The organism is Priestia sp. FW507-14D1A, from assembly GCF_058781295.1.
Genome location: NZ_JBYSWQ010000017.1, coordinates 11,362 through 35,959, shown reverse-complemented (window position 1 = coordinate 35,959; position 24,598 = coordinate 11,362). Strand labels below are relative to the sequence as shown.

The window sequence follows — 24,598 nt, the reverse complement described above, 5'->3', positions numbered from 1 at the left end:
GCGATTGTGGCGAAGTGGTTAACGCACCGGATTGTGGTTCCGGCATTCGTGGGTTCGATTCCCATCAGTCGCCCCATTTATAAACGGTATGCATATTCCAATATTGGGCTATCGCCAAGCGGTAAGGCAACGGATTTTGATTCCGTCATGCGTTGGTTCGAATCCAGCTAGCCCAGCCATATATGCGGAAGTAGTTCAGTGGTAGAACACCACCTTGCCAAGGTGGGGGTCGCGAGTTCGAACCTCGTCTTCCGCTCCAATTTTAATAAAGTTATTTAGTCTTGAGTAAATGGCGGCATAGCCAAGTGGTAAGGCAGAGGTCTGCAAAACCTTTATCACCGGTTCAAATCCGGTTGCCGCCTCCATTTATTTACAAGCTGCCGGGGTGGTGGAATTGGCAGACACACAGGACTTAAAATCCTGCGGTAGGTGACTACCGTGCCGGTTCAAGTCCGGCCCTCGGCACCATTTATAATTTTAACTTGCCTTTTTTATTTTGCCGATGTGGCGGAATTGGCAGACGCGCACGACTCAAAATCGTGTTCCTTCGGGAGTGTCGGTTCGACCCCGACCATCGGTACTTTAGCTTTACTTGACAGGATGCTTCCTGTTTTTATTTTTACTTGTCGGTCGACAAATTTTGATAATATTTGCGGGTGTAGTTTAGTGGTAAAACCTCAGCCTTCCAAGCTGATGTCGTGAGTTCGATTCTCATCACCCGCTCCATACATATTGTTATCACAACGCAGTGTCTCGCTTTTAAAGCTGAGATGTTGCGTTTTTTATTTTTAGCGCAAATATAGCGTCTATCTTTTCAAGATAGACGCTATATTTACGTACATCAGTTAATGACTTGATAGGTTGCTTCTCCGCCGTGGATTTGAATGAACATGTCACTTAGGGATTTAGTTAGTTTATAAGCCTGTTCTTCTGAAAGTGAAGGCTTTAAATAAATGAACTGTACAGCTTGTGTTGTCTTTTCAGTTACGTATGCTCGGTTAGAATCGACATAAGGGCTTCCGAAAGCTCCTAGGACATCTTTTGAAAGGATTTTATTTTCTAAAGAAATATTACGTTCATTTAGAGCTTCATAAGACTCTTCTTTTTTACCGATAGTAAATTCGATGGGACCCTCTAAATTAGAGGAATCATAAATTCCAATTGGGACTTCATATTGCAATGAAAAAAAGTTATTAATGTCCACAGCAGAATTGATAGAAGGCAAATACGTTTGTTTTCCTATTCTTCTAATTAAAGCTTCTATAGAAGGACGGTATTTACTTGGATCAGTTCCAAATGTTTTGAAAAGCTTTCTCCACTCGCTAACACCTTCGAATTCTGTTACTTTTTTTGACTCAAGGTCGAAATAAATGGATTCTTGAAAGAGGCGCAGACGTCCTTTTAGCATTTGAGGAGAATCACCAACTTCAATATTTTTATACTGAATGATTCCCATTTTAAAAGAAGGGCAAAGCTGTTTAATAGCGGGCGATAATGTAAAGTTCATTTTTTTGATCCTTTCTATTATAATTAGTATTTGTTCGTTTATAGATACCATCCTATCATTTCATTGAGTGAGAAAACAGTTCAATGCATGAATATATAGAATTTCTTGGAAAGGAGGCCATTACTCACTATGAATGCGTATCAGTTGAAGGAAGAAATTATTTCATACAGCAAAGAGATTGGAATCGATAAGATTGGATTTGCGAGTGCTTCTATGTTTGATGAGTTAAAGAATCGATTGTTAGCACAGCAAGAGTTAGGTTATGCTTCAGGCTTTGAAGAACCTGATATTGAAAAGAGAGTAGATCCCACATTAGTTGTTCCAAAAGCTAGATCTATTATTTCAATTGCACTTGCGTATCCTTCTAAATTAAAGGATGCACCAAAGAGCACAAAGGAAGATCGCCGAGGAATCTTTTGCCGTGCTTCTTGGGGGCAAGATTATCATACGGTTCTACGTGATAGGCTTCAAAAGCTTGAAACCTTCATAAAAGAAAAAGTACCTGTAGCTATCCTTCAATCGATGGTAGACACAGGCGAGCTGTCGGACCGAGCTGTAGCAGAAAGAGCTGGTATTGGCTGGAGCGGTAAGAACTGTGCCATTATTACACCTGAATTCGGTTCCTACGTGTATTTAGGAGAAATGATTACAGATATCCCGTTTCCTCCTGATAAACCGATAGAGGACGGTTGTGGTACTTGTAATAAGTGCGTTGATGCGTGTCCTACGGGTGCGCTTGTAACAGGCGGTCAGCTGAATTCGCAGCGATGCATTGCCTTTTTAACCCAAACAAAAGGATTTTTAGCTGAAGAATTTCGAAGTAAATTAGGCAATCGTTTATATGGCTGTGATACATGTCAAACTGTGTGTCCTGAAAATAAAGGAAAAGACTTTCATTTTCACCCTGAGATGGAGGCTGATCCAGAACTTGCGAAGCCTAAATTAAAACCGCTTTTAACGATGAGTAATCGTGAGTTCAAAGAGAAATTTGGACATGTTTCAGGTTCTTGGAGAGGGAAAAAGCCAATTCAGCGCAATGCCATTATTGCACTGGCCCATTTTAAAGATCAAACCGCCGTTCCAGCTTTAATTGAGTTAATTAAAAATGACGTTCGCCCTGTCATTCGAGGAACAGCGGCATGGGCGTTAGGCAAAATTGGCGATAAAGAAGCGTTAGATACACTTATGAACTTAAGAGAAAAAGAAAAGGACCAAGAAGTAATTGAAGAAATGTCAAAAGGTATAGAGATGCTTCAAGAGATCTAAACCGTATTTTTATTGATAAAGTTAGCTAATGAGTCATAGCGTATAATAAACGCTTAGAAAAGTGGTGACATTATGCTAACAAAAAGGAATGTATTATATACTTTAATTAAAGCGCGTGCGGACAGCTATGTAAAAGGTGAGCTTCATGAAGACTTCAAGCCTTTCATTGAACAGCAGTGTGAACTAAAGCGGTCTCTTATAAAAAAAAGAGAAGTTGATGTTTTAAAATGTAATATGAAAGGTTCTATTCAATCTGCTCATACGGATCAGGAAGAAACAAGAGTATTATATAAGGTGCACATTCAGGCATTTTTAAAACAAAACGATTTTTTCTATATAGAAGAAGAAATTGAAGCTCGTTTAGCTCTTTTTTATAAAGATACGCTTATTCAAGATGAGCTGCTGGTAAAGGGTTTTTCTGAAGATGAGGTTGAAATGGATGTAGAAGAAGTAGAGGAAGACGAAGAAAGAGCCTCTTATTATGATCGTCTTGCAGCTGTTCAGTATGCAGAAAAACATTGGGATAAACCTAATGAAAGTTATAAGCAGTTTGAGGTAAACTGCACCAACTATATTTCACAGTGTTTGCATGCAGGAAAGGCGCCGATGCGGGGATATCCTAAAAAAGCAAACGGATGGTGGATGAGAGGGAACGCCTGGAGCTATAGCTGGGCAGTTGCTCATTCCATGCACAGCTATTTAAGTAACTCCAAATCAGGACTTCGGGCAGTGAGGAAATCTTCAGCAAGCGAACTTGTCCCGGGAGACGTTATCTGCTACGATTTTGAAGGAGATGGAAGATGGAATCATACGACCATTGTTGTAGCAAAAGACGGTCACGGTATGCCTCTTGTAAATGCGAACACGTATAATAGTCGAATGAGATATTGGGCTTATGAGGATTCAACGGCTTACACGCCAAAGATTAAGTATGATTTTTTCCATATCGTTGATCGGTAAGACTTTCGTTTTAGCAAGTTAGTGGTATAATGATGAATAGATTTGTTAGCAGAGGTGAAAATTTGTGGGAGTACACGTAGTGTTATTTCAACCAGAAATTCCAGCAAATACAGGAAATATTGCGCGAACATGTGCAGCAACAAATACGACGCTGCATTTAGTTCGTCCGTTAGGCTTTTCAACAGATGATAAAATGTTAAAGCGAGCTGGATTGGATTATTGGGAATTTGTAAATGTGGTGTATCATGATTCATTAGAGGAAGTATTCGAAAAGTATCCTGAAGCAGGTTTCTACTTCATCACAAAATTTGGTCAGCAGCCACATACAACATTTGATTATAGTGACTTAGAGCAGGATCATTTCTTCGTATTTGGAAGAGAAACAAAGGGTCTGCCAAAGCACATTATTGAAGAGAACATGGAAAGATGTCTTCGTTTACCGATGACAGAAAATGTTCGTTCTTTAAATTTATCTAATACAGCAGCTATTTTAATCTATGAAGCGCTGCGTCAACAAAATTATGCTGGTTTATCTTAAGTAAAAAGCGAGGTTCAAATTTTATTGAACCTCGCTTTTTTATTTATGTCGACGATGATATGTAGTGGTTATTTTTTAACGCCCGGTTTATCATTGTATCCCGCTCTGAAGATGGATGCTAAAAAAGCAATTGTTACTCCTAATACTAAAAGTAAGCGCATTGATTTTCCTCCTCAATCTAATTAAAAGGATTATACAGCTACTGCAGTTAAAACCGACTTCCCATATCTCATGATGGTAATAATGACAAAATAACTTTTCTAGAGACATAAGTTCTCTAACAAAGTTTAACCGTTCCTTCTTACTCTTTTATTATAGCTAATAAATACTTCACTGTGAATGCCTAGCAAGGACAAATTTCTGAATTTTACAATTTAAAAAGCATGTTCAAACATTTTGCTGCATAGATTGTATTAATCTTGTTCACTAGCACCATAACTAGTAGGGGAGGTCCTTTAATGGATATATTAAAGAAAGTTGAAAGATACCGCGAAGAAGAGAATCGTCTTAAGTGGGAAGGGACATTTGAAGAGTACCTAAAGCTGATTAAAGATGAGCCTTTAATTGCTCAGCCTGCACACTCTAGAGTATACAACATGATAAAGGATGCAGGAATTGAAGAGGTAAATGGTAAAAGACATTATAAATTTTTCAGTGGACAAATGTTTGGACTTGAAGATTCGCTAGAACGCTTGGTGGAAGAATATTTTCATCCAGCTGCAAAGCGTTTAGACGTTCGTAAACGTATTTTACTTTTAATGGGTCCGGTAAGTGGTGGTAAATCGACGCTAGTGACCATGTTAAAAAGAGGGCTTGAAGCTTATTCTCTTACTGATCGAGGAGCTGTTTACGCTATTAAAGGATGCCCAATGCATGAAGATCCGCTGCATTTAATTCCACATCATTTACGTAAAGACTTCTTTGAAGAGTATGGTATCCGAATTGAAGGAAACTTATCTCCTTTAAATACAATGCGATTAGAGGAAGAGTATGGCGGCAGAATTGAAGACGTCATTATCGAACGCATTTTCTTCTCAGAGGACAAACGAACTGGAATTGGAACGTTCAGTCCTTCTGATCCGAAATCTCAAGACATTGCCGATCTAACAGGAAGCATTGACTTTTCAACAATTGCAGAGTATGGATCTGAGTCAGATCCTCGTGCTTACCGCTTTGACGGAGAGCTTAATAAAGCAAACCGGGGAATGATGGAGTTCCAGGAGATGTTAAAATGTGATGAGAAATTTTTATGGCATTTACTCTCTTTAACTCAAGAAGGAAACTTTAAAGCAGGAAGGTTTGCTTTAATTAGTGCAGATGAATTAATCGTAGCGCATACAAATGAAACAGAGTATCGCTCGTTTATTTCCAATAAGAAAAATGAAGCTTTGCATTCACGAATTATTGTAATGCCTGTTCCATATAACTTAAAAGTGAGTGATGAGGAAAAAATTTATGACAAAATGATTCGTGAAAGTGACGTATCAGATGTTCATATTGCCCCTCATACGTTACGTATTGCGTCTATCTTTACTACATTAACGAGATTAAAAGAGCCTAAAAAAGGCGATATTGATTTATTAAAGAAAATGCGTCTATACGATGGTCAATCTGTAGAAGGCTATAACGATGCAGACGTAGAAGAGTTACAAAAAGAGTATACGGATGAAGGAATGAGCGGTATTGATCCTCGTTATGTCATTAATCGCATTTCATCTACCATCATTCGAAAAGATATTAAATCAATCAATGCATTAGATGTACTGCGTTCATTGAAAGAAGGGTTAGCACAGCATGCGTCTATTTCTGCTGAGGATCGAGAGCGTTACTTGAATTATATTTCTCTGGCGCGTAAAGAATATGATGAAATTGCAAAAAAAGAAGTGCAAAAAGCGTTCGTTTATTCATACGAAGAGTCCGCTAAAACATTAATGGATAATTATTTAGATAATGTCGAAGCATACTGCAACAAAAATAAGCTTCGTGATCCGCTAACAGGAGAAGAGTTAAATCCAGATGATAAATTAATGCGTTCAATTGAAGAACAAATTGGTATTTCAGAAAATGCAAAAAAAGCATTCCGCGAAGAAATCTTAATTCGTATTTCCGCTTATGCACGTAAAGGAAAACGATTTGATTATAATTCCCATGAGCGCTTACGCGAAGCGATTCAGAAAAAATTGTTTGCGGATTTAAAAGACGTAGTGAAAATTACAACGTCCACTAAAACACCAGATGAGCAGCAGCTGAAGAAAGTAAATGAAGTAGTGGCTCGATTGATTGATGAGCATGGATACAATTCAGTATCTGCTAATGAACTGCTGCGCTATGTAGGAAGTTTGTTAAATCGATAACTCAGTACTAACAAGAAAACATGGCACTTCCGATCTGTGCCATGTTTTTCTTATCTCTTAAAATAAACTCTGCATAATTAGGCTAATGTGTAGTACGCATTGCACTTAACCATCATATGATAAGTCATAAACATATACATGACACTAGACACTATAAAATGAATAGCTAATAGTGAAAGAATTAGTTAGCAAGTATACCATTCTTGCGCATAGGATAAGAGTAACCAACCTTTGAACTAAAGGTATTTGTCAGAAACTTTCGGTATAGCTTATGCATGCCGAGTAAAAACGTGCAGGTGTTTTTTAAATAAGGAGGGGAATAGCGTGGGAAAAGAAGTAGATAAAAGTTTTGCTGTCTCAAAAGAAGACTGGTCCCTCCATCGTAAAGGCCACGATGATCAAAAAAGACATCAAGAAAAAATTAAAGAAGCAATTAAAAATAATTTACCGGATTTAATTACAGAAGAAAATATCGTGATGTCCAATGGAAGAGAAGTAGTTAAAATTCCGATCAAATCATTGGATGAATATCGAATTCGGTACAATTATGATAAAAACAAACATGTGGGTCAAGGTGATGGAGACAGTAAAGTTGGGGATGTAGTAGCACGTGATGGATCTGCTGGAGATGGTCAAAAAGGGGCAGGAAAAGGTCAAGGAGCAGGTGACCAGGCTGGAGAAGACTACTTTGAAGCAGAAGTGTCTCTTATGGAGCTTCAAGAGGCTTTATTTGCTCAATTAGAACTGCCTAATCTTCAGCGAAAAGAATCTGATCAAATTGTTGTGGAGCACATTGAATTTAATGATATACGACGTACAGGTTTGATGGGGAATATCGATAAAAAACGAACGATGATGAGCGCTTACAAGCGAAACGCAATGACAGGAAAGGCTGCTTTTCATCCTATTTATCCGGAGGATTTAAAATTCAAAACGTGGAATGAAGTTATAAAGCCAGAATCGAAAGCAGTCGTCTTAGCTATGATGGATACGAGCGGTTCGATGGGCATATGGGAAAAGTATATGGCAAGAAGCTTTTTCTTTTGGATGACACGCTTTTTACGTACGAAATATGAAACAGTGGAAATTGAATTTATTGCGCATCATACAGAGGCAAAAGTAGTATCAGAAGAAGACTTCTTCTCCAAAGGAGAAAGCGGGGGAACCATCTGCTCATCTGCTTACCGAAAAGCGCTTGAATTAATTAACCAAAAGTATGATCCGAGCCGCTATAATATTTACCCGTTTCATTTTTCAGATGGCGATAACTTAACTTCAGATAACGCAAGGTGTGTAAAGTTAGTAAATGAATTAATGAAAGTGTCAAATATGTTTGGATATGGGGAAGTGAATCAGTACAATCGACATTCCACTTTAATGTCTGCGTACAAAAATATTCAAGACGAAAGTTTTAGACACTTTATTTTAAAACAAAAATCAGACGTTTTTCACGCCATGAAAAGCTTTTTTAGAAAAGAAACAGAAGACCAGAAATATGCTTAACCTAAAAGGCCTAGACTTGTTATCTAGGTCTTTTTTATGCGGTTTATTCAGCGCTTCTTTGGAGATAGTAAGAGTACGACTTTATCCAAAAGGAGAATAAGTGAATGAACGAAAATATAAAGAGCGAAATGCAAAAACATCAACAAAATCAGCGGTTGAACGCAGCTGAGTTAGGTTACTTATGGGCGCAATATTTAGGCGATACGCTGTATGTATGTGTTCTTGGGTATTTTCTATCTGTTGTAAAAGATGCCGAGATTAAGGAGCTCTTAAAAAAAGCCCATCAGATTTCACAAACTCATGTAGACGAATTGACGGAATTATTCAGTTTGGAAAAAATTCCAATACCAGTAGGTTTTGGGGAACAAGATGTGAATAAAGGAGTTCCTGCTTTATTTGATGATATTTTTATGGCTATTTATGTAAATGAAATGGCCATTGGAGGTATGAAGAAATATGCTAGAGCGCTAAGCGCAGTGAGAAGGCAAGATATTTATGATCACCTGTCTCGATGTGTAAAAGAAAGCGACAGCCTTTTAGAGGATTCTAACCACGTTATTTTAAGAAAAAGCATGCTGATGAGACCTCCGGTTATTCCTTATCCTGTAAAAGTAAATTTTGTAGATCATAAAACGTTTATATCACCATTTTTCTCTCAAATGCATCCTCTAACTTCTTTGGAGGTTACGGCTATTCAAGAAATTGTTAATACAAATGTATTAGGTAAAACGCTGATGCTGGCATTTAGTCAAGTAGCTACCACACAAAAATTACGCTCTTATTTTTTTGATGGAGTTAAACTTGCGAGTAAGCAAATTAAGCAATTCACCGAGTTATTGTCTGAAGCTGACCTACCAAGTCCGCGTCTGCTTGATGCATATGTAACCAACTCAACGATTTCACCGTTTTCAGATAAGCTGATGATGTATCATACTTCCACAGCGGTGACAATTGCTATTGATAACTGCGGTGCTGGCTTGTCTATGTCGTTCCGTTCGGATGTAGCAGTAGAATTTTCTCAGCTAATCGGGCGTATAGGGAAGTATGGAAAAGATGGAATTCGGATTATGATTGAGCAAGGTTGGATGGAAGAACCTCCAATGGCAACAGACCGTAAGAAGTTGGCGGAGAAATAATAAGGAGTATGTTGTAGATTATCATTAATTTTGCGGTACCGAAACATATATAGCTAAGCGAAAATAGATTGCTCTAGACCCACTTGAATGAGCAGTGATAAGATAAAAAAGCTGATTTTTCAAGAAGTAAGTCGAGGTGTGGAAATGAACAACAGTATAAGGGAGTCCATTGCGAAAAAAGTAGCATGGATTAGCGTATGGAGCAATATTGCCCTTACGCTAGGAAAAGTAATAGTAGGATGGATTGGAAATAGTGATGCTGTATTTGCTGATGGTATTCACTCTGCAGCGGACGTATTTGCCTCTATTATTGTCTTGTTGGTTATACGAGTAGCAAATAAGCCGGCAGATGATGATCATCCATATGGGCATGGAAAAGCAGAAGTAATTGTCTCAGGGATTGTAGGAATTATTTTATTGCTTGTATCATTTTATGTGGTATTTGAAGGAGTCGTTGGTTTATTCCATCCGGTTGAATCTCCAAATATTTTAGCCATGTGGATTGCAGTTATTTCATACATAGCAAAGGTGTTGTTGTACCGTTATTCTTTAAACGTAGCGAAGCAGCACCACAGTAAGGCAATTGAGGCAATTGCATTTGATCATAAAGCAGATATTGTTGCTTCTATTGCGGCGGCAATTGGTGTTTTATTATCCATTATTGGTGATAAAATGGATGTTCAACTGCTGTTATACGGAGATAAAATAGCAAGTATCTTTGTTGCTTATTTAATTTTTAACATTGCCAGACAAATGATGGGAGAGTCTTTTCAGATCTTAATGGAAGGCAATATTGATGAAGAGCTACTGAAAGAACTTGAAGAAAGCATTTATGAATTTGAAGATGTGAAGCGGATTGATCGCGTTCGAGCAAGAGAACATGGCCATTACATATTAGTGGATGTACGTATTTCAATTGACCACTTTAAAACAATTAAGGAAGGTCATGATTTAGGACGAGAAATCAAAGCAACACTTATGAAAAAGCATGATAATATTCAGGAAGTATTAATCCATTTGAATCCTTATTATCCAGATTAAATAAGAAGCAGCGAAGTGCTACTCGCTGCTTCTTATTATTTATATATGTAGAAATTAATGAAATGAGTAGCATAAAATAATGAGGATTTTTATTTATAAAGAATCAAGTTTAATAAAATTGTATAAAGGGAATTGTATTTATTTATTGATGTGATAGGATAAAAAAGCATGTAAATGCATTCACGACGAATGAAAGCAGTGGACGGGTACATATAGATAATAATAAATGGTTTTGGGAGTCAAAGAAGGTGATGTTGAAGTGAATGTAAGCATCAGGTCAATCGTTAAAAAAGTCATGTTCATTCTATTTATTGCGTATGGGGCAGTGGTCATTTATGCTACGCTCATACGGGAAAACGAACATGTTTACGGAAAAGCAATGAACTTGGATTTATTTAGTACGATCCGTCTGATGTGGGAAAGCGGCAATATAATGCTTACTGTGACAAATATACTGGGAAATATCGTAATGTTTGCGCCGCTTGGAATGTTTATTCCTTTGTTTATGAAGTGGTTTGATGGTTTTATCCAAGTGTTTACGACTGGTTTCTTAATCAGTTTTTTAATTGAAATTTTACAGTACAAGCTAACGGAACGAGTATTTGATATTGATGATATCTTTTTGAATACGCTAGGTACATTTATAGGCTGGGTTATTATTAAAATACTATATTGGATTAAGAACATGCTGAAAGCACGTTTCAAAAAAAGATGAACTTGAGAAACGTAATGAAATTAATCCAATCTAAAGACGAACAAATGGGATAAATGAGCTAGTATGGATAGCTTGTTACATCGCGGTTGCTACATGCATGAAATCTACGTTCACCCTACCAATGAAAAAATCCGAGCGAGCTGGGTTCTTAATCAAGAATTCAACTCGTTCGGATTTTTCTTCAACTAAAATACTTTTGGCTCAGCTTCTGCTTCTTGTTGATAGAAACACTTAATGCAGCGTCTTACGGAAGAATGTGAGGATTCAACGATAATATGCTGACAATTTTGCTGAACAAATAATAACTTTCTTTCAAGCTGCTTAATTTGTTCTTTAAGCTGTTCTACTTCATTATTGATAGATATTTGAACCACTGTTAACAAACTCTTTAGCTTTTTCTTTCATTCCTTCTTTTCTTACTTCATTTACATCTTTTTCATTTTCTTGAGCCATGTTACGAATATCTTGAGAAATACGCATCGAACAGAATTTAGGTCCACACATTGAACAGAAATGGGCTGTTTTAGCACCTTCAGCGGGAAGTGTTTCATCGTGATATTCTTTTGCGCGCTCTGGATCTAGTGAAAGGTTAAATTGATCATTCCATCTAAATTCAAATCTTGCTTTAGACAGCGCGTTATCGCGTTTTTGTGCTCCTGGATGGCCTTTTGCTAGGTCAGCGGCATGCGCAGCAATTTTATAGGTGATAACGCCTTCTCGAACGTCTTCTTTATTCGGCAGACCTAAATGTTCTTTTGGCGTTACGTAGCAAAGCATAGCTGTCCCAAACCAGCCAATCATTGCAGCCCCAATACCTGATGTAATATGGTCATAGCCTGGAGCGATGTCGGTTGTAAGCGGTCCAAGAGTATAAAAGGGAGCTTCTTGGCATATTTCCATTTGTTTATCTACGTTTTCTTTGATGAGGTGCATAGGAACATGTCCAGGACCTTCAATCATAACTTGAACATCGTGTTTCCAAGCAATTTTAGTTAATTCACCAAGCGTTTCTAATTCACCGAACTGTGCCTCATCATTAGCATCTGCAATGGAACCAGGACGTAGTCCATCGCCAAGTGAAATAGAAATATCGTATGCTTTACAGATTTCACAGATTTCTTCAAAGCGAGTATATAAAAAGTTCTCTTCATGATGAGCTAAACACCACTGCGCTAAGATGGATCCTCCGCGTGAAACAATACCTGTCGTACGTTTCGCTGTCAGAGGAATATAGCGTAAAAGAACACCTGCGTGAATAGTAAAGTAATCAACACCTTGTTCAGCTTGTTCAATTAATGTATCGCGATATGCTTCCCACGTTAGATCTTCTGCTACACCTTTTACTTTTTCAAGCGCTTGGTAAATAGGAACGGTCCCTACAGGAACAGGCGAGTTGCGGATAATCCATTCGCGCGTTGTGTGGATATCCTTTCCTGTTGATAAATCCATAATTGTATCGGCTCCCCAACGCGTTGCCCATGTCATTTTTTCTACTTCATCTTCAATAGCTGAACGAATAGCTGAATTTCCGATATTAGCATTGATTTTCACGTGGAATTTGCGGCCGATAATCATCGGTTCGCTCTCAGGGTGATTGATATTATTAGGGATAATGGCACGTCCTCTTGCTACTTCTTCACGCACGACTTCAGGATCCATCTGTTCACGAATAGCGATAAATTCCATTTCGGGCGTGATGATTCCTTTTTTCGCATAGTGCATTTGCGTTACATTTTGATTTTTTTTCGCGCGCAACGGTAAACGATTAGTGATAAAGCGCTCGTACTGATCTCTTGGATCACCATCATAATAACCGTTATCCTGTGGCTGAACCGTACGGCCTTGATATGTTTCTACATCGTTTCGTTCTGCAATCCACTTTTCGCGCAGAGCCGGTAATCCTTTTTGTAAATTAATTTCATAACAGGGATCTGTATAAACACCGCTCGTGTCGTATACACGTACGGGACTATTTTCTTCTTCCCCAAAAGATCCTGTAGTAGGAGACTGATGAATTTCACGCATAGGCACTTTAAGGTCTTCTCTGGATCCTTGGACATATACTTTGTGACTGTTTGGAAAAGGCTTTTTCATAGAAACTGATACGTTTTGTTTTGACATTACATATTCCTCCGGTTTCGCATAAAGTGTAGCTATACCGAACCATAAAAAAATCGGGTTCTGTGATAGACAGAACCCGATGGAATAGGCGAAAAAAGAATAAACATATACTATTCTTTTCAAGACTACTTCCCTCCGCTGGTATAACCCAAATCAGGTTCAAAGGGTTAAAGAGTTTTATTGCACTCTTCTCTCAGTCTGAGCTATCAGACACCCCTAGTAGAAATAACATTCAAATTATTCAATTTACGGCTTAAGTTTACCATCATTCGGTAAAAAATCAACCCTTAAATAAAAAAAGCTAGACAATTAACGTTGTCTAGCGGCATCAATTGCAATCACAATAGCTGTAATAATATGCATGATAAACCCTAAAAATGGAATCCAAGCAACCAGTGAAGTAACAATCCCTAGTATGTTTCCATACGCAGATAACCCTCGTCTATTAGCTAAAATGAGCGTGATAGCATGAAGAATAAATCCAATAAAAAGAGGAGTATAACTAAAGCCCATAACAATCCCGGCGCCAATTAAAGGAATTCCCAGCAAGGCTTCATACCCAGCAGTGACCCATTTCATTGTACGTACATTTCCATTCATAAGTAAAAAGCCTCCTAAAAAAGATACTACTATATACGAGTAAAGAGAGAAAAAAGTTTCAAATTACTTAGGGGATATGCCGTATAAGCAAGCATTAGTTGATTAAAATGATAGATGACAGTAAAGGAGATGGAAAAAACATAATGATTTAGTCATTTTTTCACACTAAAGAAAAATAGTCTAGATGATTCATTTTTAGCTAAGGGGCCGGAATTTATACCGAACATAGTGACTACTTTCTAAAGTAAATAAAAGCTGATATCGTGTTTTTTGATTATAGCATGTAAGGTTTTTATTACAAATTATTAAAGATTCTTATCTTTTTGCAAATACACATTGTATTTCATAGTTTTAACAATTATGATAAAAAAGCAAGTGTCAAATTAGGAAAATAGTTGAGCATGTAAAACGAAGCGATAAGCTTATTAATTTGAAAGAAAGGCAAGGTACATAGCTTTATGTGGGAAATTATTGTAGCAATCATTTTAGGGATTGTAGAAGGTTTAACAGAGTTTGCTCCTGTTTCGTCAACTGGGCATATGATTATTGTGGATGACCTATGGTTGAATTCCAAAGAATTATTTTCATCTCCAGTAGCTAATACATTTAAAATTGTTATTCAGCTAGGGTCGATCTTAGCAGTAGTAGTTATTTTTAAAGATCGTTTCATTAATTTATTAGGATTGGGAAAAAAGCCAGCTGCTCCAATTGGACCGACAAATCGCTTGAATTTAATGCAGGTAATTGTTGGTTTGTTACCCGCAGGAGTGTTAGGACTTTTGTTTGATGATTACATTGATGAACATTTGTTTTCTTTAAATACGGTGCTAATTGGCTTAGTAGTCGGAGCTGTATTAATGATTCTAGCAGATTTGTTTGGACCTAAACGTCCGCGTGTAGAGACGGTGGACCAAATGTCTTATGGACAAGCACTGGGTATAGGACTGTTTCAATGTATTGCTCTTTGGCCAGGTTTTTCTCGTTCAGGCTCAACGATTTCAGGAGGAGTTCTTCTTGGAATGAGCCATAAAGCAGCGGCAGATTTTACATTTATTATGGCAGTGCCAATCATGGCAGGAGCAAGTGGACTTTCATTGGTTAAAAACTGGCAGTATTTCACATCAGATGCACTACCGTTTTTTATTGCCGGTTTTATCAGCGCCTTTATTTTTGCGCTGATATCTATTCGCTTTTTCCTGAAATTAATTAATCGTATCAAATTAGTACCGTTTGCACTATATCGAATTGTGTTAGCAGCTATTCTATATTTTGTATTTTTATAAAATAAACACGCGTGTTCTTTAGTCCCTTAAACTTCTAATAGAGACTCAAAGAGCAAGAAAAAGCTATTGCAATGGTGCAATAGCTTTTTTGCATAAATATATATTATCGCCTTCTGAAAGCGTTTTATAAACATGGGTATTGACAAAACGTGTCGAAAAATAGTAAATTAATATTTGTGCAGTATAAAGTTAAGTAAAAGTAAGACTTCTGTTTAGTTTTATTGACTGTAAAAAACGTATGACAACGTATAGATCGTTTTAATTTTATAAAAACTGAATAATAAGCTTAATCGTATAGAGCGGGGGAATCATTATCGGCAGTAAAGCTGCCTTGGGGTGAATCCTTACAAAAGGTAGGAAACTCTCAATTCCGAATCCGACAGTTAACCCCGTTTGCTTCATTGAGAGAAAGAGCCCAAAATAGCGTAAGTAAAAGGCTGTTCTTTCTTAAGAATAGTCTTTTTTTGTTTTTTCAGAAAAGTATATACAAATGTCATACATCTTTGGGGAGGTACATCTATGAAAAAAATTCGTTTTGGTTTGGCTACGCAGATTTTTACCGGATTAATCCTCGGTGTTCTTGTAGGGGTAATTTGGTTTAACGATCCGCGTGTAGTAACATACCTACAGCCGCTAGGAGACCTATTTTTAAGATTAATTAAGATGATTGTTATTCCAATTGTTATCTCAAGCTTAGTCGTTGGAGTTGCAGGAGCAGGGAGCGGTAAACAGGTCGGAAAGCTCGGCGTTAAAACCATTCTCTATTTTGAAATTATTACGACTTTTGCAATTATAATCGGTGTATTGGTTGCTAATATTTTTCATCCTGGGCAAGGTGTAGACATTCATTCAGCACAGAAGAGTGATATTTCACAATACGTTGAAACATCAAAACAGCAAGAAGGAAAGTCAGTGGCTGAAACGTTCTTACACATTGTTCCAACAAACTTTTTCCAGTCAATTGTTGAAGGAGACATGCTAGCAATTATCTTCTTTACAGTGTTATTTGCACTTGGAGTAGCGGCAATTGGGGAAAGAGGAAAGCCAGTTGTACAATTCTTCGACGGCGTTTCTCACGCAATGTTTCACGTGGTAAACCTTGTAATGAAAGTGGCTCCAATTGGTGTATTTGCTTTAATTGGTGTAACAGTTTCAAAATTCGGCTTAGAGTCACTTCTTTCATTAGGAAAGCTTGTTATCTTAGTTTACTTAGCGTTAATTTTCTTCCTACTTATTGTATTAGGAGGAATCGCGAAATGGGCAGGAATTAACATTTTCCACTTGTTCCGCTATATGAAAGATGAACTGTTGTTAGCATACAGTACATCTAGTTCTGAGACAGTTCTTCCGCGTATTATGGAAAAACTTGAAAAGATGGGCTGTCCAAAAGCTATCGTATCGTTCGTTGTACCAATTGGTTATACATTTAATCTAGATGGTTCCGTTCTTTATCAAGCGATTGCAGCGTTATTCTTAGCGCAGGTGTACGGTATTGATTTAACGATCGTTCAACAGCTGACGCTCATTCTTGTATTGATGGTTACATCTAAAGGAATGGCTGCCGTGCCAGGAACATCATTTGTTGTATTACTGGCTACTCTTGGAACAATCGGTGTTCCGGCAGAAGGATTAGCCTTCATTGCTGGAGTAGACAGAATCATGGATATGGCACGTACGGTGGTTAACTTAGTAGGAAACACACTAGCAGCAATTGTAATGTCTAAATCTGAAGGCAAATTTGACCCTAAAAAAGGTACAGAGGTCATGAGAGCCGGCTAATTTATAAATTAAAAAGCTACTTATTCTATTCAAAAAATTAGAATAAGTAGCTTTTTTCATAATAATTCCTTTATTATTATGGAAATTGACCCTATAATATGTAACATCAGGTATAAATAAATCCAAATTTTATTCTTACATAAAAGCAGTCACTGGTTCCTTTCTTTATCAATAAATATAGAGATAGCTTAGCTAGTTGGGGGATAGTAGAGTATGTGGAAAAAGCGAATATGGGTCATCGCCTCGATAGTAATCGTATGTTTGTTAATCCCTTACAGTTTACCGATTGTGTTTGCTTTATTAACAGCATTAGCGCTTGAGGGTATTGTTCAAAAATTGCATCAATCTTTTAAAATGAAGAGAGTCTATGCAGTGCTTATGACCTTCATTTTATATGTTGTTTCGCTCATACTTATTGGATTTTTTATTGTTCGGACAATCGTTACGCAAGTGGTTGCTCTTTCAAAAATAGCGCCTTCCTTTGTAAAAGAAATCTATGAAACCGCGATTTATCCAACTATTATTAAGTGGAAATACTATTCAAACGCTCTTCCTACAGAAGTGATTTCTTCTATCGAGCGCACGCTTGAAAAAACCGTAAATTCATTAGATTCTCTATTAAAAAGTACGGTAGAAATTATCATTAGCTTTGCCGCTACTGTTCCTGGGTTTCTATTAGAGTTTCTTATTTATTTAGTAGCGCTTGTATTTATCAGCCTTGAGCTGCCTGCTATTAAAAATAAAATCAAGTCATTTTTAACAGAAGAAACGAAATATAAGCTACAAGTTGTCATCACTCAGCTTATCCAAGCGGGGGTTGGTTTTATCAAGGCACAAATTATCTTAAGTGTCATGACGTTTGTAATGGCTTATGTAGGGCTTTGGCTATTAGATGTTCCGTATACCGCGCTTCTTAGTTTATTAATTGTAATTGTCGATATTTTACCAATCCTTGGGACAGGCTCGGTGCTCGTTCCATGGGGGATTTTTGCTCTTACGCAAGGGCATGACTCATTAGCAATCGGCTTATTTATTCTATTTGGAGTCATTACGGTAGTAAGACGTGTAGTAGAACCAAAAGTATTTTCTACAAATATGGGTATTTCACCTTTGGCTGCACTAGTTAGTTTGTACATTGGATTTAAACTTTTAGGTTTTGTCGGGTTATTTTTAGGACCGGCTTTAGTTATTTTATACGATGCTCTTCGTAAAGTAGGTATTATTCAAATTAACTTTAAACTATAAAAGCGCTGGATAGAACTAGCGCTTTTTTTTATTGAAACTTTTGTGGTACGTAATACGTAAAGAGGGAAAGGAAAAAACTATGTCGCATTGGTTTTTATCTATCAATCGGTTAATTATAGTTTTGCAGTCTTAGATTTAATGACATGAGGAGGAGAATTTTTGTTAGAGTCAGTTTTACTTTCTTTAATTGAAGCGCTAAAACAGCTCTCTTATTTTGGCGTAATTTTAGCATTAACGTTTGAATTTGTCCCGGCAGAGCTTGTTTTACCTTTAGTAGGGTATTGGGTGTACCAAGGTGATATGAACTTGTATTTGGCTATCCTTGCAGGTACAGTAGGCGGTGTTTGTGGACCGTTGACTCTTTATGCACTGGGACGTTACGGTGGACGACCGCTGGTTTTAAAATATGGAAAATACTTTTTGGTGAAAGAAAAAGAAATTGACGCCGCCGATCGCTTTTTTAATAAGTACGGCAGCGGGGTTGCTTTTTTTGGACGCTTTATTCCAGGAGTGCGCACGGCTATCTCTTTTCCGTGCGGGATGGCAAAAATGAATGTATGGCTGTTTTCTATTTATACATTTGTGGCGATGCTTCCAGTAACGGCTATTTACGTATATTTAGGATATAAGTTAGGACCTAAGTGGAAAGAGGTGGGGCCGATTGTGTCTCAATATATGCAGCCTATTGGAATCGGAATTGTTGTTTTAATTGCATTGTTTTTTATCATTAAATATGTGCGGAATAAACAAGTAGGGCAGAACTGATAAATCGAGGAAAAGAGTGAGGATATGTCAGAGCATGAGCAGTTAAGAGTAGAGTTACGAAAAATTGAAAAGTGGGAGAAAGACCAAAAAGGACTTTTTTTCTGGGAGCGGCTGGCTCGTTTGCCTTTTTCAGCTTTAGATAAAGTAACGCCGAAGTTCATTCATCAAAAAATAGAAAAATTATTAGATGAAATTGCTAAGTATGTTGATAATGGAGGCCAGTATTTAGCTAATACGTCTGCCACGCTAGAAAAAGCATCAGCACAATTACAAGAAAAGAAACAGCTTTCGATAGAGGATATTCAGCATTTATCTCTGCAAGAAATGGATGAATTGGCAGAGCATTTTATTGAAGTCCGAAAAAAGAACGCACAGCTTCAAGGAGCTACAACCGGGGTAGGCGGGATTTTTACACTGGCGATTGATGTTCCTTTTGTATTAGGGCTTACACTTAAGACACTGCAAGAAGTGGCTGTTTCTTATGGGTACGACCCCACTGAGCAAGAGGAACGAATTTTTATGGTCAAATGCATGCAGTTTTCGTCTTCTGACATTGTAGGGAAACGTGCGATTTTAGAAGAATTAGCAAGCGGAAATCGAACGCAGAGCTTGCAGCAGCTGCAAGGGTGGAGAGAAGTGTTCCTAACCTACAGGGACAACTTGGGCTGGAAAAAGCTCTTCCAAATGATTCCTATAGCAGGAATGGTATTTGGAGCGTATATTAACAAACAAGCAATTAGCGATATAGGGGAAGTTGGAATGATGCTTTATCGTAAAAGACGTATTTTGGAAAAAGTCTCACAATCGCAACAATAAAAAGAGACTGGTACGAAAGTATTTTAGTTGAAGAAAAATCCGAACGAGTTTGATTCTTGGTTGAGAATCAAATACGTTCGGATTTTTTTATTGATATAGTAAATGTAGCTTTCATGTGTTTAGTTGCCTCTAAGTGTTGATTGGAGGGCAAGGCGAAGACTCCTGCGGAAAAAGCGGAACAGATGAGACCCCGCAGGAGCGCAAGCGACGAGGAGGCTCAACGGCCGCCCGCGGAAAGCGAAGCCTGGCACGAAAATCAACAGCGGTGTAACGAGCGATTCATATTAGATCGTTTACCTTTTTTTTGTTCGTGTTTAGATGGGATTGATTTGTTTATGTCTCAATTACTTTTTTTCGACATTATTTCTGGGGAAATATGTCGAGGTGTGTTAAGCCTATTTCCTTAATCAAAATGAAAAGTAGGAATGGTAATAGTATTTTTTCGTCTGGCAATCAGTAAATAAATAATTCCGATTACACTCCATACAATACCGATAAATAAGGATGTTTTTTCTAAGTTAAGCCACATAAAAAATAAAAATAAACTGCCGAGTAAAGGCATAAGTACATATAAAATATATCCACTGAAGGATCGTTTGTTTTGTTGAATAAAATAATGGATAAAAACCGCTATGTTCACCGAACTGAACGCAATTAAAGCACCAAAATTAATTAAAGAGGTAGCTTTTTCAAGAGACAGACCTAGTGAAATTAAAGAGAGGCCACCAATAATCACCACGTTCCAAACAGGTGTCTTTGTTTTAGGGTGAATATAGCCAAAAATTCTCCGAGGCAGATAACCATCTTTCCCAATTGCATAGAGAAGTCTTGATGCACTCATATGTGAGACAAGTCCAGAAGCAATAGTTGAAGTCAAGGCCGCTGCTACAAAAATAGATTGAAAAAGCTGGCCCCCAATTTTATAAGCGATCTCCGCTGATGCACCTTCTAAATCATGAAACAAAGAGGCTGAAGGGAAAAGCAGCTGAGCAAAGTAAGAAACCGTGATAAATAAGGCGCCTCCCGTACACGCAATAATAAGAATCCCTTTAGGAATGGTTTTCTCAGGCTTAAGTGTTTCTTCGGCCATAGTGGTTACAGCATCAAATCCTAAAAAAGAAAAACATAAAATAGCAGCTCCGTTTAATAACAGAGATATAGAGGCCGATTCACTTATAAACGGTTTAAATGATAGCTCTTGGCCTTGACCTGTAGCACTTAAAATAATAAAGATAATAGCGACTAAAATTTGAAAAGCAACTAATAGCGTACCAAAAGAAACGGTTAAATGAACGCTGAAAATATTCATTATGGTCATGATGACAACAAAGCTGATAATCCATACGGCCTTTGGAACACCTGGAAACAGAGAGCTTAGGTAAATATTTGTCAAAAGCGCATTAATCATTGGCAGAAATAGATAATCAAGAAGAGCCGTCCATCCTACCAAAAAACCAATGCTTGGATTCATTACTTGCTGTGCGTATGTATAAGAGGAACCAGCTCCGGGAAAAGCTTTTACCATCTTTCCGTAACTAATGGCTGTAAATAAAATAGCAATCAACGTGAATGCATAAGCGCCTGAAACATGTCCATCTGTTGATTCAGTTACAATGCCAAATGTATCAAAAACGGCCATAGGTGCCATGTAGCCTAACCCTATCACGACGATATGCCATAATTTTAGTTGTTTAAGAAGAGAAGGTTCATGATTCATATTTGTCATCCTTTCTGTGTATAATCATTCTGCATTATTTATTATTATACTATATTGTTAGGTTTGTCATCTTTTTTTGAAAAAGAAGAGAAAATTGCGCGCTAAGAGATAAAGAGCGTTTAATTGATTGCTAGATAAAGCAAAAAAATGCTTTTTTTCACTTTGATTTTTACCATTGAGTCTAGAAAGTATTTTACATAAAATGAAAGAAAGTAAAAAAGCTTCGTTTAGGGTAATCTACTTGCAATAAATACGAAAACAAATTTTTGAATGCGGTTACATTTTTTGTTGGTGTACAAAGTTAAGAATGATGGTGAAGGAGATGAAGGAAGTGATTGCTACACCCTATATAAACTTGGAGATAAACAAGGAACCAGGTGTGCATGTCGTATTGGATGAAACAAAAAAAGATGGTGTTTACTTTATTAAATTAACGGTCAAGTCGGTTAAAAAAAGAATTCTTCCAAAAATGAAATTAAAATGGAGCGTTCCATTGTTAGATATCCAACTGTATAAATCTTTACAAACTAGTAAGGGCGATGTGAATGCCTCTTTTGTTCATTGTTTTATGAATAAGAATGGTTCTAACCGCTACACCATTGCATGTTCAGACATGCATCATCCTATTCTGTGTGCTCCCAATTGGAAAGACATGTGTCTAGATGTAGAAATGACTTTATTTAGTGAAAGCACATGGTCTCTTCATAGCTATGAAACTGAACTGCGAATAGACACAAGAATGGTTGAAACAGAAGAGTTATTCAAAGATTTAGCGAAATGGTATGAGAGAAAAGAGATTAATCTAGCATCTGCTTTTGAGCATGCAACGGCAATAGATGAAAAAGGAAATGTCTCGTTAGATATTTGATGGTAAGGAGAGGAATAAAGTGGGAATCTTATTTAATGAACGTACAAAGGAATTTCACCTGCAGGGACGCGATGTAAGTTATATCTTTTCAGTGTTGAGAAACGGGCAGCTAGGTCACTTGTACTATGGAAAAAAGCTTAAGCACCGTTTATCTTTTCAGCATTTTTTACGTGTAGAAACAAGAGGAGCTAGCGCTTCGGTATATGAAGGAGAACTAGCATTTTCTCTTGAAACAATCAAACAAGAGTATCCTTCTTATGGAACGACAGACTTCAGAGAGCCAGCCTATCAACTTCTTCAGCAAAACGGAAGCCGAATCACAAATTTTGAATACGATAACCATAAAATTTACAAAGGCAAGAAGCCATTAAACGGCTTACCTGCTACATATGTAGAAGAAGAGAGTGAAGCCACAAGTGTAGAAGTTGAACTGATTGATAAATTGCTCAATGCATCACTTATTTTAACGTATACCGTTTACGAAGACCGGAATATTATTACGCGTCACGCACGATTTGAGCATAGAGGAGAAGAACCAGTCGATATTTTGCGTATCATGAGCGGCAGCATTGATTTGCCTACATCAAATTATGAGATGGTTCAGCTTTCCGGTGCGTGGATTCGAGAAAGACACGTGAAAACACGAATGCTTCAGCCTGGTATTCAAAGTATTTCTAGTGCGAGAGGTACAAGCAGCAGTCAGCAAAACCCATTTTTAATTTTAAAGAATCCAGCTGCAACTGAACACAGTGGAGAAGCGTATGGTTTTAGTCTTGTATACAGCGGAAACTTTCTTGGACAAGTGGAAGTAGATCATTATGATGTATCAAGAATAACGATGGGCATTCATCCTTTTGATTTTCAGTGGCGACTAGAAAAGGGACAAACTTTTCAATCACCAGAACTAGTACTGGCTTATTCAAATAGCGGGCTAAACGGCCTTAGCCAAGAGTATCATGAGCTTTATCGCAAGTGTCTTGCTAGAGGAAAATGGCGGGATTTGGAGCGGCCAGTTTTAATTAATAACTGGGAAGCGACGTATTTTGATTTTAACGAAGAGAAAATTGTACATATTGCCAAAGAAGCGCAAAAGCTAGGCGTTGAACTTTTTGTATTGGATGACGGCTGGTTCGGTAAACGTAACGATGATACAACTTCTCTTGGAGATTGGTTTGTAGATGAAAATAAGCTTCCGGGCGGTATGAAGTCATTGGCTCAAAAAGTAACGGATTTAGGTATGGACTTTGGGTTATGGTTTGAACCTGAAATGATTTCAAAGCAAAGCAACTTGTATGAAAAGCATCCAGATTGGTTGATTCATGTGCCAAATCGTCATCAGTCTCATGGACGAAATCAATATGTGCTTGATTTTTCACGAGAAGAAGTAGTGAATTATATCTATGAACGAATGGAATCTATTTTAAGTGAAGCACCTATCTCTTATATAAAATGGGATATGAATCGAAATATAACGGAAATTGGATCTGTTGGGCTGCCCGCGAACCGTCAGTTTGAAGTAGTACATCGCTATATTTTAGGTGTGTATGATTTGTATGAGCGACTAACAAGGAAGTTTCCGGATATTTTATTTGAATCATGTGCAAGCGGGGGCGCTAGATTTGATCCGGGAATGCTTTATTATGCTCCTCAAGCTTGGACGAGCGATAACACGGACGCGATTGAACGTCTAAAAATTCAGTACGGCACGTCTTTTGCCTATCCAATCAGTTCAATGGGAGCACACGTATCGGCCGTACCAAATCATCAAGTACGCAGAGTAACAAGTCTAGAAACAAGAGGAGACGTTGCGTATTTTGGCGCATTTGGTTATGAGTTAGATGTTACGCTGATGACAGAAGATGAAAAAGAAACCGTAAAACAACAAATTCAGTATTATAAAAAACACCGATCTCTTATTCAAAATGGCATATTCTATCGTTTAAAAAGTCCGTTTGAACAAGAGGGAAATGTGACGAGCTGGATGGTTGTTTCATCCGATCAAAAACAGGCAATCATCGGTTATTATCAAGTATTGTCTAGACCAAATCCTTCTTACGAACGCATTGAGCTAAAAGGGCTTCATCCTGATTATGAATATACAGTGATGGAAACAGATCAAACAGCTTATGGAGATGAGCTCATGTACGCAGGTATTGCTCTAACTCATGAGTATCCGGGTGTTGAAGCATACGATGAAAAATCTGGAGACTTTGTATCGGTTATTTATACACTGCAAGCGCAATAAGCAAAAAGCCACTTCTATATCATAGAAGTGGCTTTTTTAGTTAACTATTATTCATGCAGTGTTGACATAAAAGGAGAAGTAATGGTAACTTTTAGTTATAATTGTTAACTTTATATTTTTTTAGTTTACTAAAGTGGAG

The 24,598-nt window shown here is 37.5% G+C and carries 21 protein-coding genes, 7 tRNA genes and 2 riboswitches; of the genes, 23 read left to right on the top strand and 5 right to left on the bottom strand.

Going from position 1 to position 24,598, the window contains the following annotated elements; translation table 11 throughout:
- From AC3WJG_RS25995 to AC3WJG_RS25965, 7 genes are all read left to right on the top strand, one after another.
- Positions 1-76, top strand: a tRNA-His gene (locus tag AC3WJG_RS25995).
- Between the two features lie 28 nt (positions 77-104).
- Positions 105-179, top strand: a tRNA-Gln gene (locus tag AC3WJG_RS25990).
- A 5-nt stretch (positions 180-184) separates the two neighbouring features.
- Positions 185-259 (top strand) — tRNA-Gly (locus tag AC3WJG_RS25985).
- Between the two features lie 32 nt (positions 260-291).
- A tRNA-Cys gene (locus AC3WJG_RS25980) sits at positions 292-365 on the top strand.
- A 14-nt stretch (positions 366-379) separates the two neighbouring features.
- Positions 380-468, top strand: a tRNA-Leu gene (locus AC3WJG_RS25975).
- A gap of 30 nt (positions 469-498) precedes the next feature.
- Positions 499-580 (top strand) — tRNA-Leu (locus AC3WJG_RS25970).
- A gap of 72 nt (positions 581-652) precedes the next feature.
- A tRNA-Gly gene (locus AC3WJG_RS25965) sits at positions 653-726 on the top strand.
- 115 nt (positions 727-841) lie between these two features.
- Here AC3WJG_RS25965 and AC3WJG_RS25960 read toward each other — a convergent pair.
- Positions 842-1,507, bottom strand: coding sequence for a B3/B4 domain-containing protein (locus AC3WJG_RS25960; RefSeq protein WP_028410313.1), 666 nt, complete (start codon positions 1,505-1,507; stop codon positions 842-844).
- Positions 1,508-1,636: 129 nt separating this feature from the next.
- Here AC3WJG_RS25960 and queG point away from each other — a divergent pair, with 129 nt between their 5' ends.
- The 8 genes from queG (at position 1,637) to AC3WJG_RS25920 (ending at position 11,020) form a co-directional block, all read left to right on the top strand.
- Entirely contained in the window at positions 1,637-2,773 is a 1,137-nt protein-coding gene (queG, locus tag AC3WJG_RS25955) for a tRNA epoxyqueuosine(34) reductase QueG (RefSeq protein ID WP_102814053.1), read from the top strand.
- 72 nt (positions 2,774-2,845) lie between these two features.
- Positions 2,846-3,733 (top strand): amidase domain-containing protein, encoded by an 888-nt coding sequence (locus AC3WJG_RS25950; protein WP_102814052.1) that lies wholly within the window; start codon positions 2,846-2,848, stop codon positions 3,731-3,733.
- Between the two features lie 64 nt (positions 3,734-3,797).
- The gene (gene trmL, locus AC3WJG_RS25945) at positions 3,798-4,271 is read left to right on the top strand and encodes a tRNA (uridine(34)/cytosine(34)/5-carboxymethylaminomethyluridine(34)-2'-O)-methyltransferase TrmL (RefSeq protein WP_016762878.1); all 474 of its coding nucleotides are present in this window, start codon (positions 3,798-3,800) and stop codon (positions 4,269-4,271) included.
- Between the two features lie 458 nt (positions 4,272-4,729).
- Positions 4,730-6,625, top strand: coding sequence for a PrkA family serine protein kinase (locus tag AC3WJG_RS25940; protein WP_013055179.1), 1,896 nt, complete (start codon positions 4,730-4,732; stop codon positions 6,623-6,625).
- A gap of 324 nt (positions 6,626-6,949) precedes the next feature.
- The gene (gene yhbH, locus AC3WJG_RS25935) at positions 6,950-8,128 is read left to right on the top strand and encodes a sporulation protein YhbH (RefSeq protein ID WP_013055180.1); all 1,179 of its coding nucleotides are present in this window, start codon (positions 6,950-6,952) and stop codon (positions 8,126-8,128) included.
- A 104-nt stretch (positions 8,129-8,232) separates the two neighbouring features.
- On the top strand, positions 8,233-9,264 hold the full coding sequence (locus tag AC3WJG_RS25930; RefSeq protein ID WP_102814051.1) for a DUF3231 family protein: 1,032 nt from the start codon (positions 8,233-8,235) through the stop codon (positions 9,262-9,264).
- A 144-nt stretch (positions 9,265-9,408) separates the two neighbouring features.
- The gene (locus AC3WJG_RS25925) at positions 9,409-10,305 is read left to right on the top strand and encodes a cation diffusion facilitator family transporter (protein WP_014461808.1); all 897 of its coding nucleotides are present in this window, start codon (positions 9,409-9,411) and stop codon (positions 10,303-10,305) included.
- A gap of 259 nt (positions 10,306-10,564) precedes the next feature.
- Entirely contained in the window at positions 10,565-11,020 is a 456-nt protein-coding gene (locus AC3WJG_RS25920) for a VanZ family protein (RefSeq protein WP_225049939.1), read from the top strand.
- Positions 11,021-11,205: 185 nt separating this feature from the next.
- Here AC3WJG_RS25920 and AC3WJG_RS25915 read toward each other — a convergent pair whose 3' ends face one another.
- The 3 genes from AC3WJG_RS25915 to AC3WJG_RS25905 all read right to left on the bottom strand — a co-directional run bounded on the left by AC3WJG_RS25915 (position 11,206) and on the right by AC3WJG_RS25905 (position 13,741).
- Positions 11,206-11,394: a hypothetical protein gene (locus tag AC3WJG_RS25915; RefSeq protein ID WP_028410320.1), complete on the bottom strand. Its 189-nt coding sequence runs from the start codon at positions 11,392-11,394 to the stop codon at positions 11,206-11,208.
- A complete protein-coding gene (gene thiC, locus AC3WJG_RS25910) occupies positions 11,372-13,141 on the bottom strand; it encodes a phosphomethylpyrimidine synthase ThiC (RefSeq protein WP_016762883.1) in 1,770 nt (589 codons plus the stop codon). The genes AC3WJG_RS25915 and thiC overlap by 23 nt, the downstream gene beginning before the upstream one ends.
- 113 nt (positions 13,142-13,254) lie before the next feature.
- A riboswitch (TPP riboswitch) is annotated at positions 13,255-13,369 on the bottom strand.
- A gap of 81 nt (positions 13,370-13,450) precedes the next feature.
- Positions 13,451-13,741 (bottom strand): hypothetical protein, encoded by a 291-nt coding sequence (locus tag AC3WJG_RS25905; protein ID WP_013055185.1) that lies wholly within the window; start codon positions 13,739-13,741, stop codon positions 13,451-13,453.
- Between the two features lie 458 nt (positions 13,742-14,199).
- Here AC3WJG_RS25905 and AC3WJG_RS25900 point away from each other — a divergent pair, with 458 nt between their 5' ends.
- From AC3WJG_RS25900 to AC3WJG_RS25875, 6 genes are all read left to right on the top strand, one after another.
- Positions 14,200-15,024, top strand: a complete 825-nt coding sequence (locus AC3WJG_RS25900) for an undecaprenyl-diphosphate phosphatase (RefSeq protein WP_045295304.1) — start codon at positions 14,200-14,202, stop codon at positions 15,022-15,024.
- 273 nt (positions 15,025-15,297) lie between these two features.
- Positions 15,298-15,437, top strand: a riboswitch (cyclic di-AMP (ydaO/yuaA leader).
- A gap of 106 nt (positions 15,438-15,543) precedes the next feature.
- A complete protein-coding gene (gltT, locus tag AC3WJG_RS25895) occupies positions 15,544-16,803 on the top strand; it encodes a glutamate/proton symporter GltT (protein ID WP_028410322.1) in 1,260 nt (419 codons plus the stop codon).
- Positions 16,804-17,016: 213 nt separating this feature from the next.
- Entirely contained in the window at positions 17,017-18,048 is a 1,032-nt protein-coding gene (gene ytvI, locus AC3WJG_RS25890; protein ID WP_013055188.1) for a sporulation integral membrane protein YtvI, read from the top strand.
- Between the two features lie 159 nt (positions 18,049-18,207).
- Positions 18,208-18,813, top strand: coding sequence for a DedA family protein (locus AC3WJG_RS25885; RefSeq protein WP_060745425.1), 606 nt, complete (start codon positions 18,208-18,210; stop codon positions 18,811-18,813).
- A 24-nt stretch (positions 18,814-18,837) separates the two neighbouring features.
- Positions 18,838-19,629: an EcsC family protein gene (locus AC3WJG_RS25880; RefSeq protein WP_060745424.1), complete on the top strand. Its 792-nt coding sequence runs from the start codon at positions 18,838-18,840 to the stop codon at positions 19,627-19,629.
- 136 nt (positions 19,630-19,765) lie between these two features.
- Positions 19,766-19,900, top strand: a complete 135-nt coding sequence (locus tag AC3WJG_RS25875) for a hypothetical protein (protein WP_255256646.1) — start codon at positions 19,766-19,768, stop codon at positions 19,898-19,900.
- Positions 19,901-20,032: 132 nt separating this feature from the next.
- On the opposite strand, the gene AC3WJG_RS25870 is transcribed toward AC3WJG_RS25875, so the two are convergent.
- Complete coding sequence (locus tag AC3WJG_RS25870) at positions 20,033-21,346, bottom strand: APC family permease (protein WP_328249655.1); 1,314 nt, start codon at positions 21,344-21,346, stop codon at positions 20,033-20,035.
- Positions 21,347-21,668: 322 nt separating this feature from the next.
- Between AC3WJG_RS25870 and AC3WJG_RS25865 the strand changes: the two genes are divergently transcribed.
- A complete protein-coding gene (locus AC3WJG_RS25865) occupies positions 21,669-22,214 on the top strand; it encodes a hypothetical protein (protein ID WP_225049940.1) in 546 nt (181 codons plus the stop codon).
- Positions 22,215-22,233: 19 nt separating this feature from the next.
- Positions 22,234-24,459, top strand: coding sequence for an alpha-galactosidase (locus AC3WJG_RS25860; RefSeq protein ID WP_098250175.1), 2,226 nt, complete (start codon positions 22,234-22,236; stop codon positions 24,457-24,459).
- Positions 24,460-24,598: the final 139 nt, after the last annotated feature.

Bases quoted from the DNA above. Each gene is read 5' to 3' on its own strand.
- AC3WJG_RS25960 (WP_028410313.1), bottom strand. From the start codon at position 1,507: ATGAACTTTACATTATCGCCCGCTATTAAACAGCTTTGCCCTTCTTTT.
- queG (WP_102814053.1), top strand. From the start codon at position 1,637: ATGAATGCGTATCAGTTGAAGGAAGAAATTATTTCATACAGCAAAGAG.
- AC3WJG_RS25950 (WP_102814052.1), top strand. From the start codon at position 2,846: ATGCTAACAAAAAGGAATGTATTATATACTTTAATTAAAGCGCGTGCG.
- AC3WJG_RS25940 (WP_013055179.1), top strand. From the start codon at position 4,730: ATGGATATATTAAAGAAAGTTGAAAGATACCGCGAAGAAGAGAATCGT.
- AC3WJG_RS25930 (WP_102814051.1), top strand. From the start codon at position 8,233: ATGAACGAAAATATAAAGAGCGAAATGCAAAAACATCAACAAAATCAG.
- AC3WJG_RS25925 (WP_014461808.1), top strand. From the start codon at position 9,409: ATGAACAACAGTATAAGGGAGTCCATTGCGAAAAAAGTAGCATGGATT.
- thiC (WP_016762883.1), bottom strand. From the start codon at position 13,141: ATGTCAAAACAAAACGTATCAGTTTCTATGAAAAAGCCTTTTCCAAAC.
- AC3WJG_RS25905 (WP_013055185.1), bottom strand. From the start codon at position 13,741: ATGAATGGAAATGTACGTACAATGAAATGGGTCACTGCTGGGTATGAA.
- AC3WJG_RS25900 (WP_045295304.1), top strand. From the start codon at position 14,200: ATGTGGGAAATTATTGTAGCAATCATTTTAGGGATTGTAGAAGGTTTA.
- gltT (WP_028410322.1), top strand. From the start codon at position 15,544: ATGAAAAAAATTCGTTTTGGTTTGGCTACGCAGATTTTTACCGGATTA.
- ytvI (WP_013055188.1), top strand. From the start codon at position 17,017: ATGTGGAAAAAGCGAATATGGGTCATCGCCTCGATAGTAATCGTATGT.
- AC3WJG_RS25880 (WP_060745424.1), top strand. From the start codon at position 18,838: ATGTCAGAGCATGAGCAGTTAAGAGTAGAGTTACGAAAAATTGAAAAG.
- AC3WJG_RS25870 (WP_328249655.1), bottom strand. From the start codon at position 21,346: ATGAATCATGAACCTTCTCTTCTTAAACAACTAAAATTATGGCATATC.
- AC3WJG_RS25865 (WP_225049940.1), top strand. From the start codon at position 21,669: ATGAAGGAAGTGATTGCTACACCCTATATAAACTTGGAGATAAACAAG.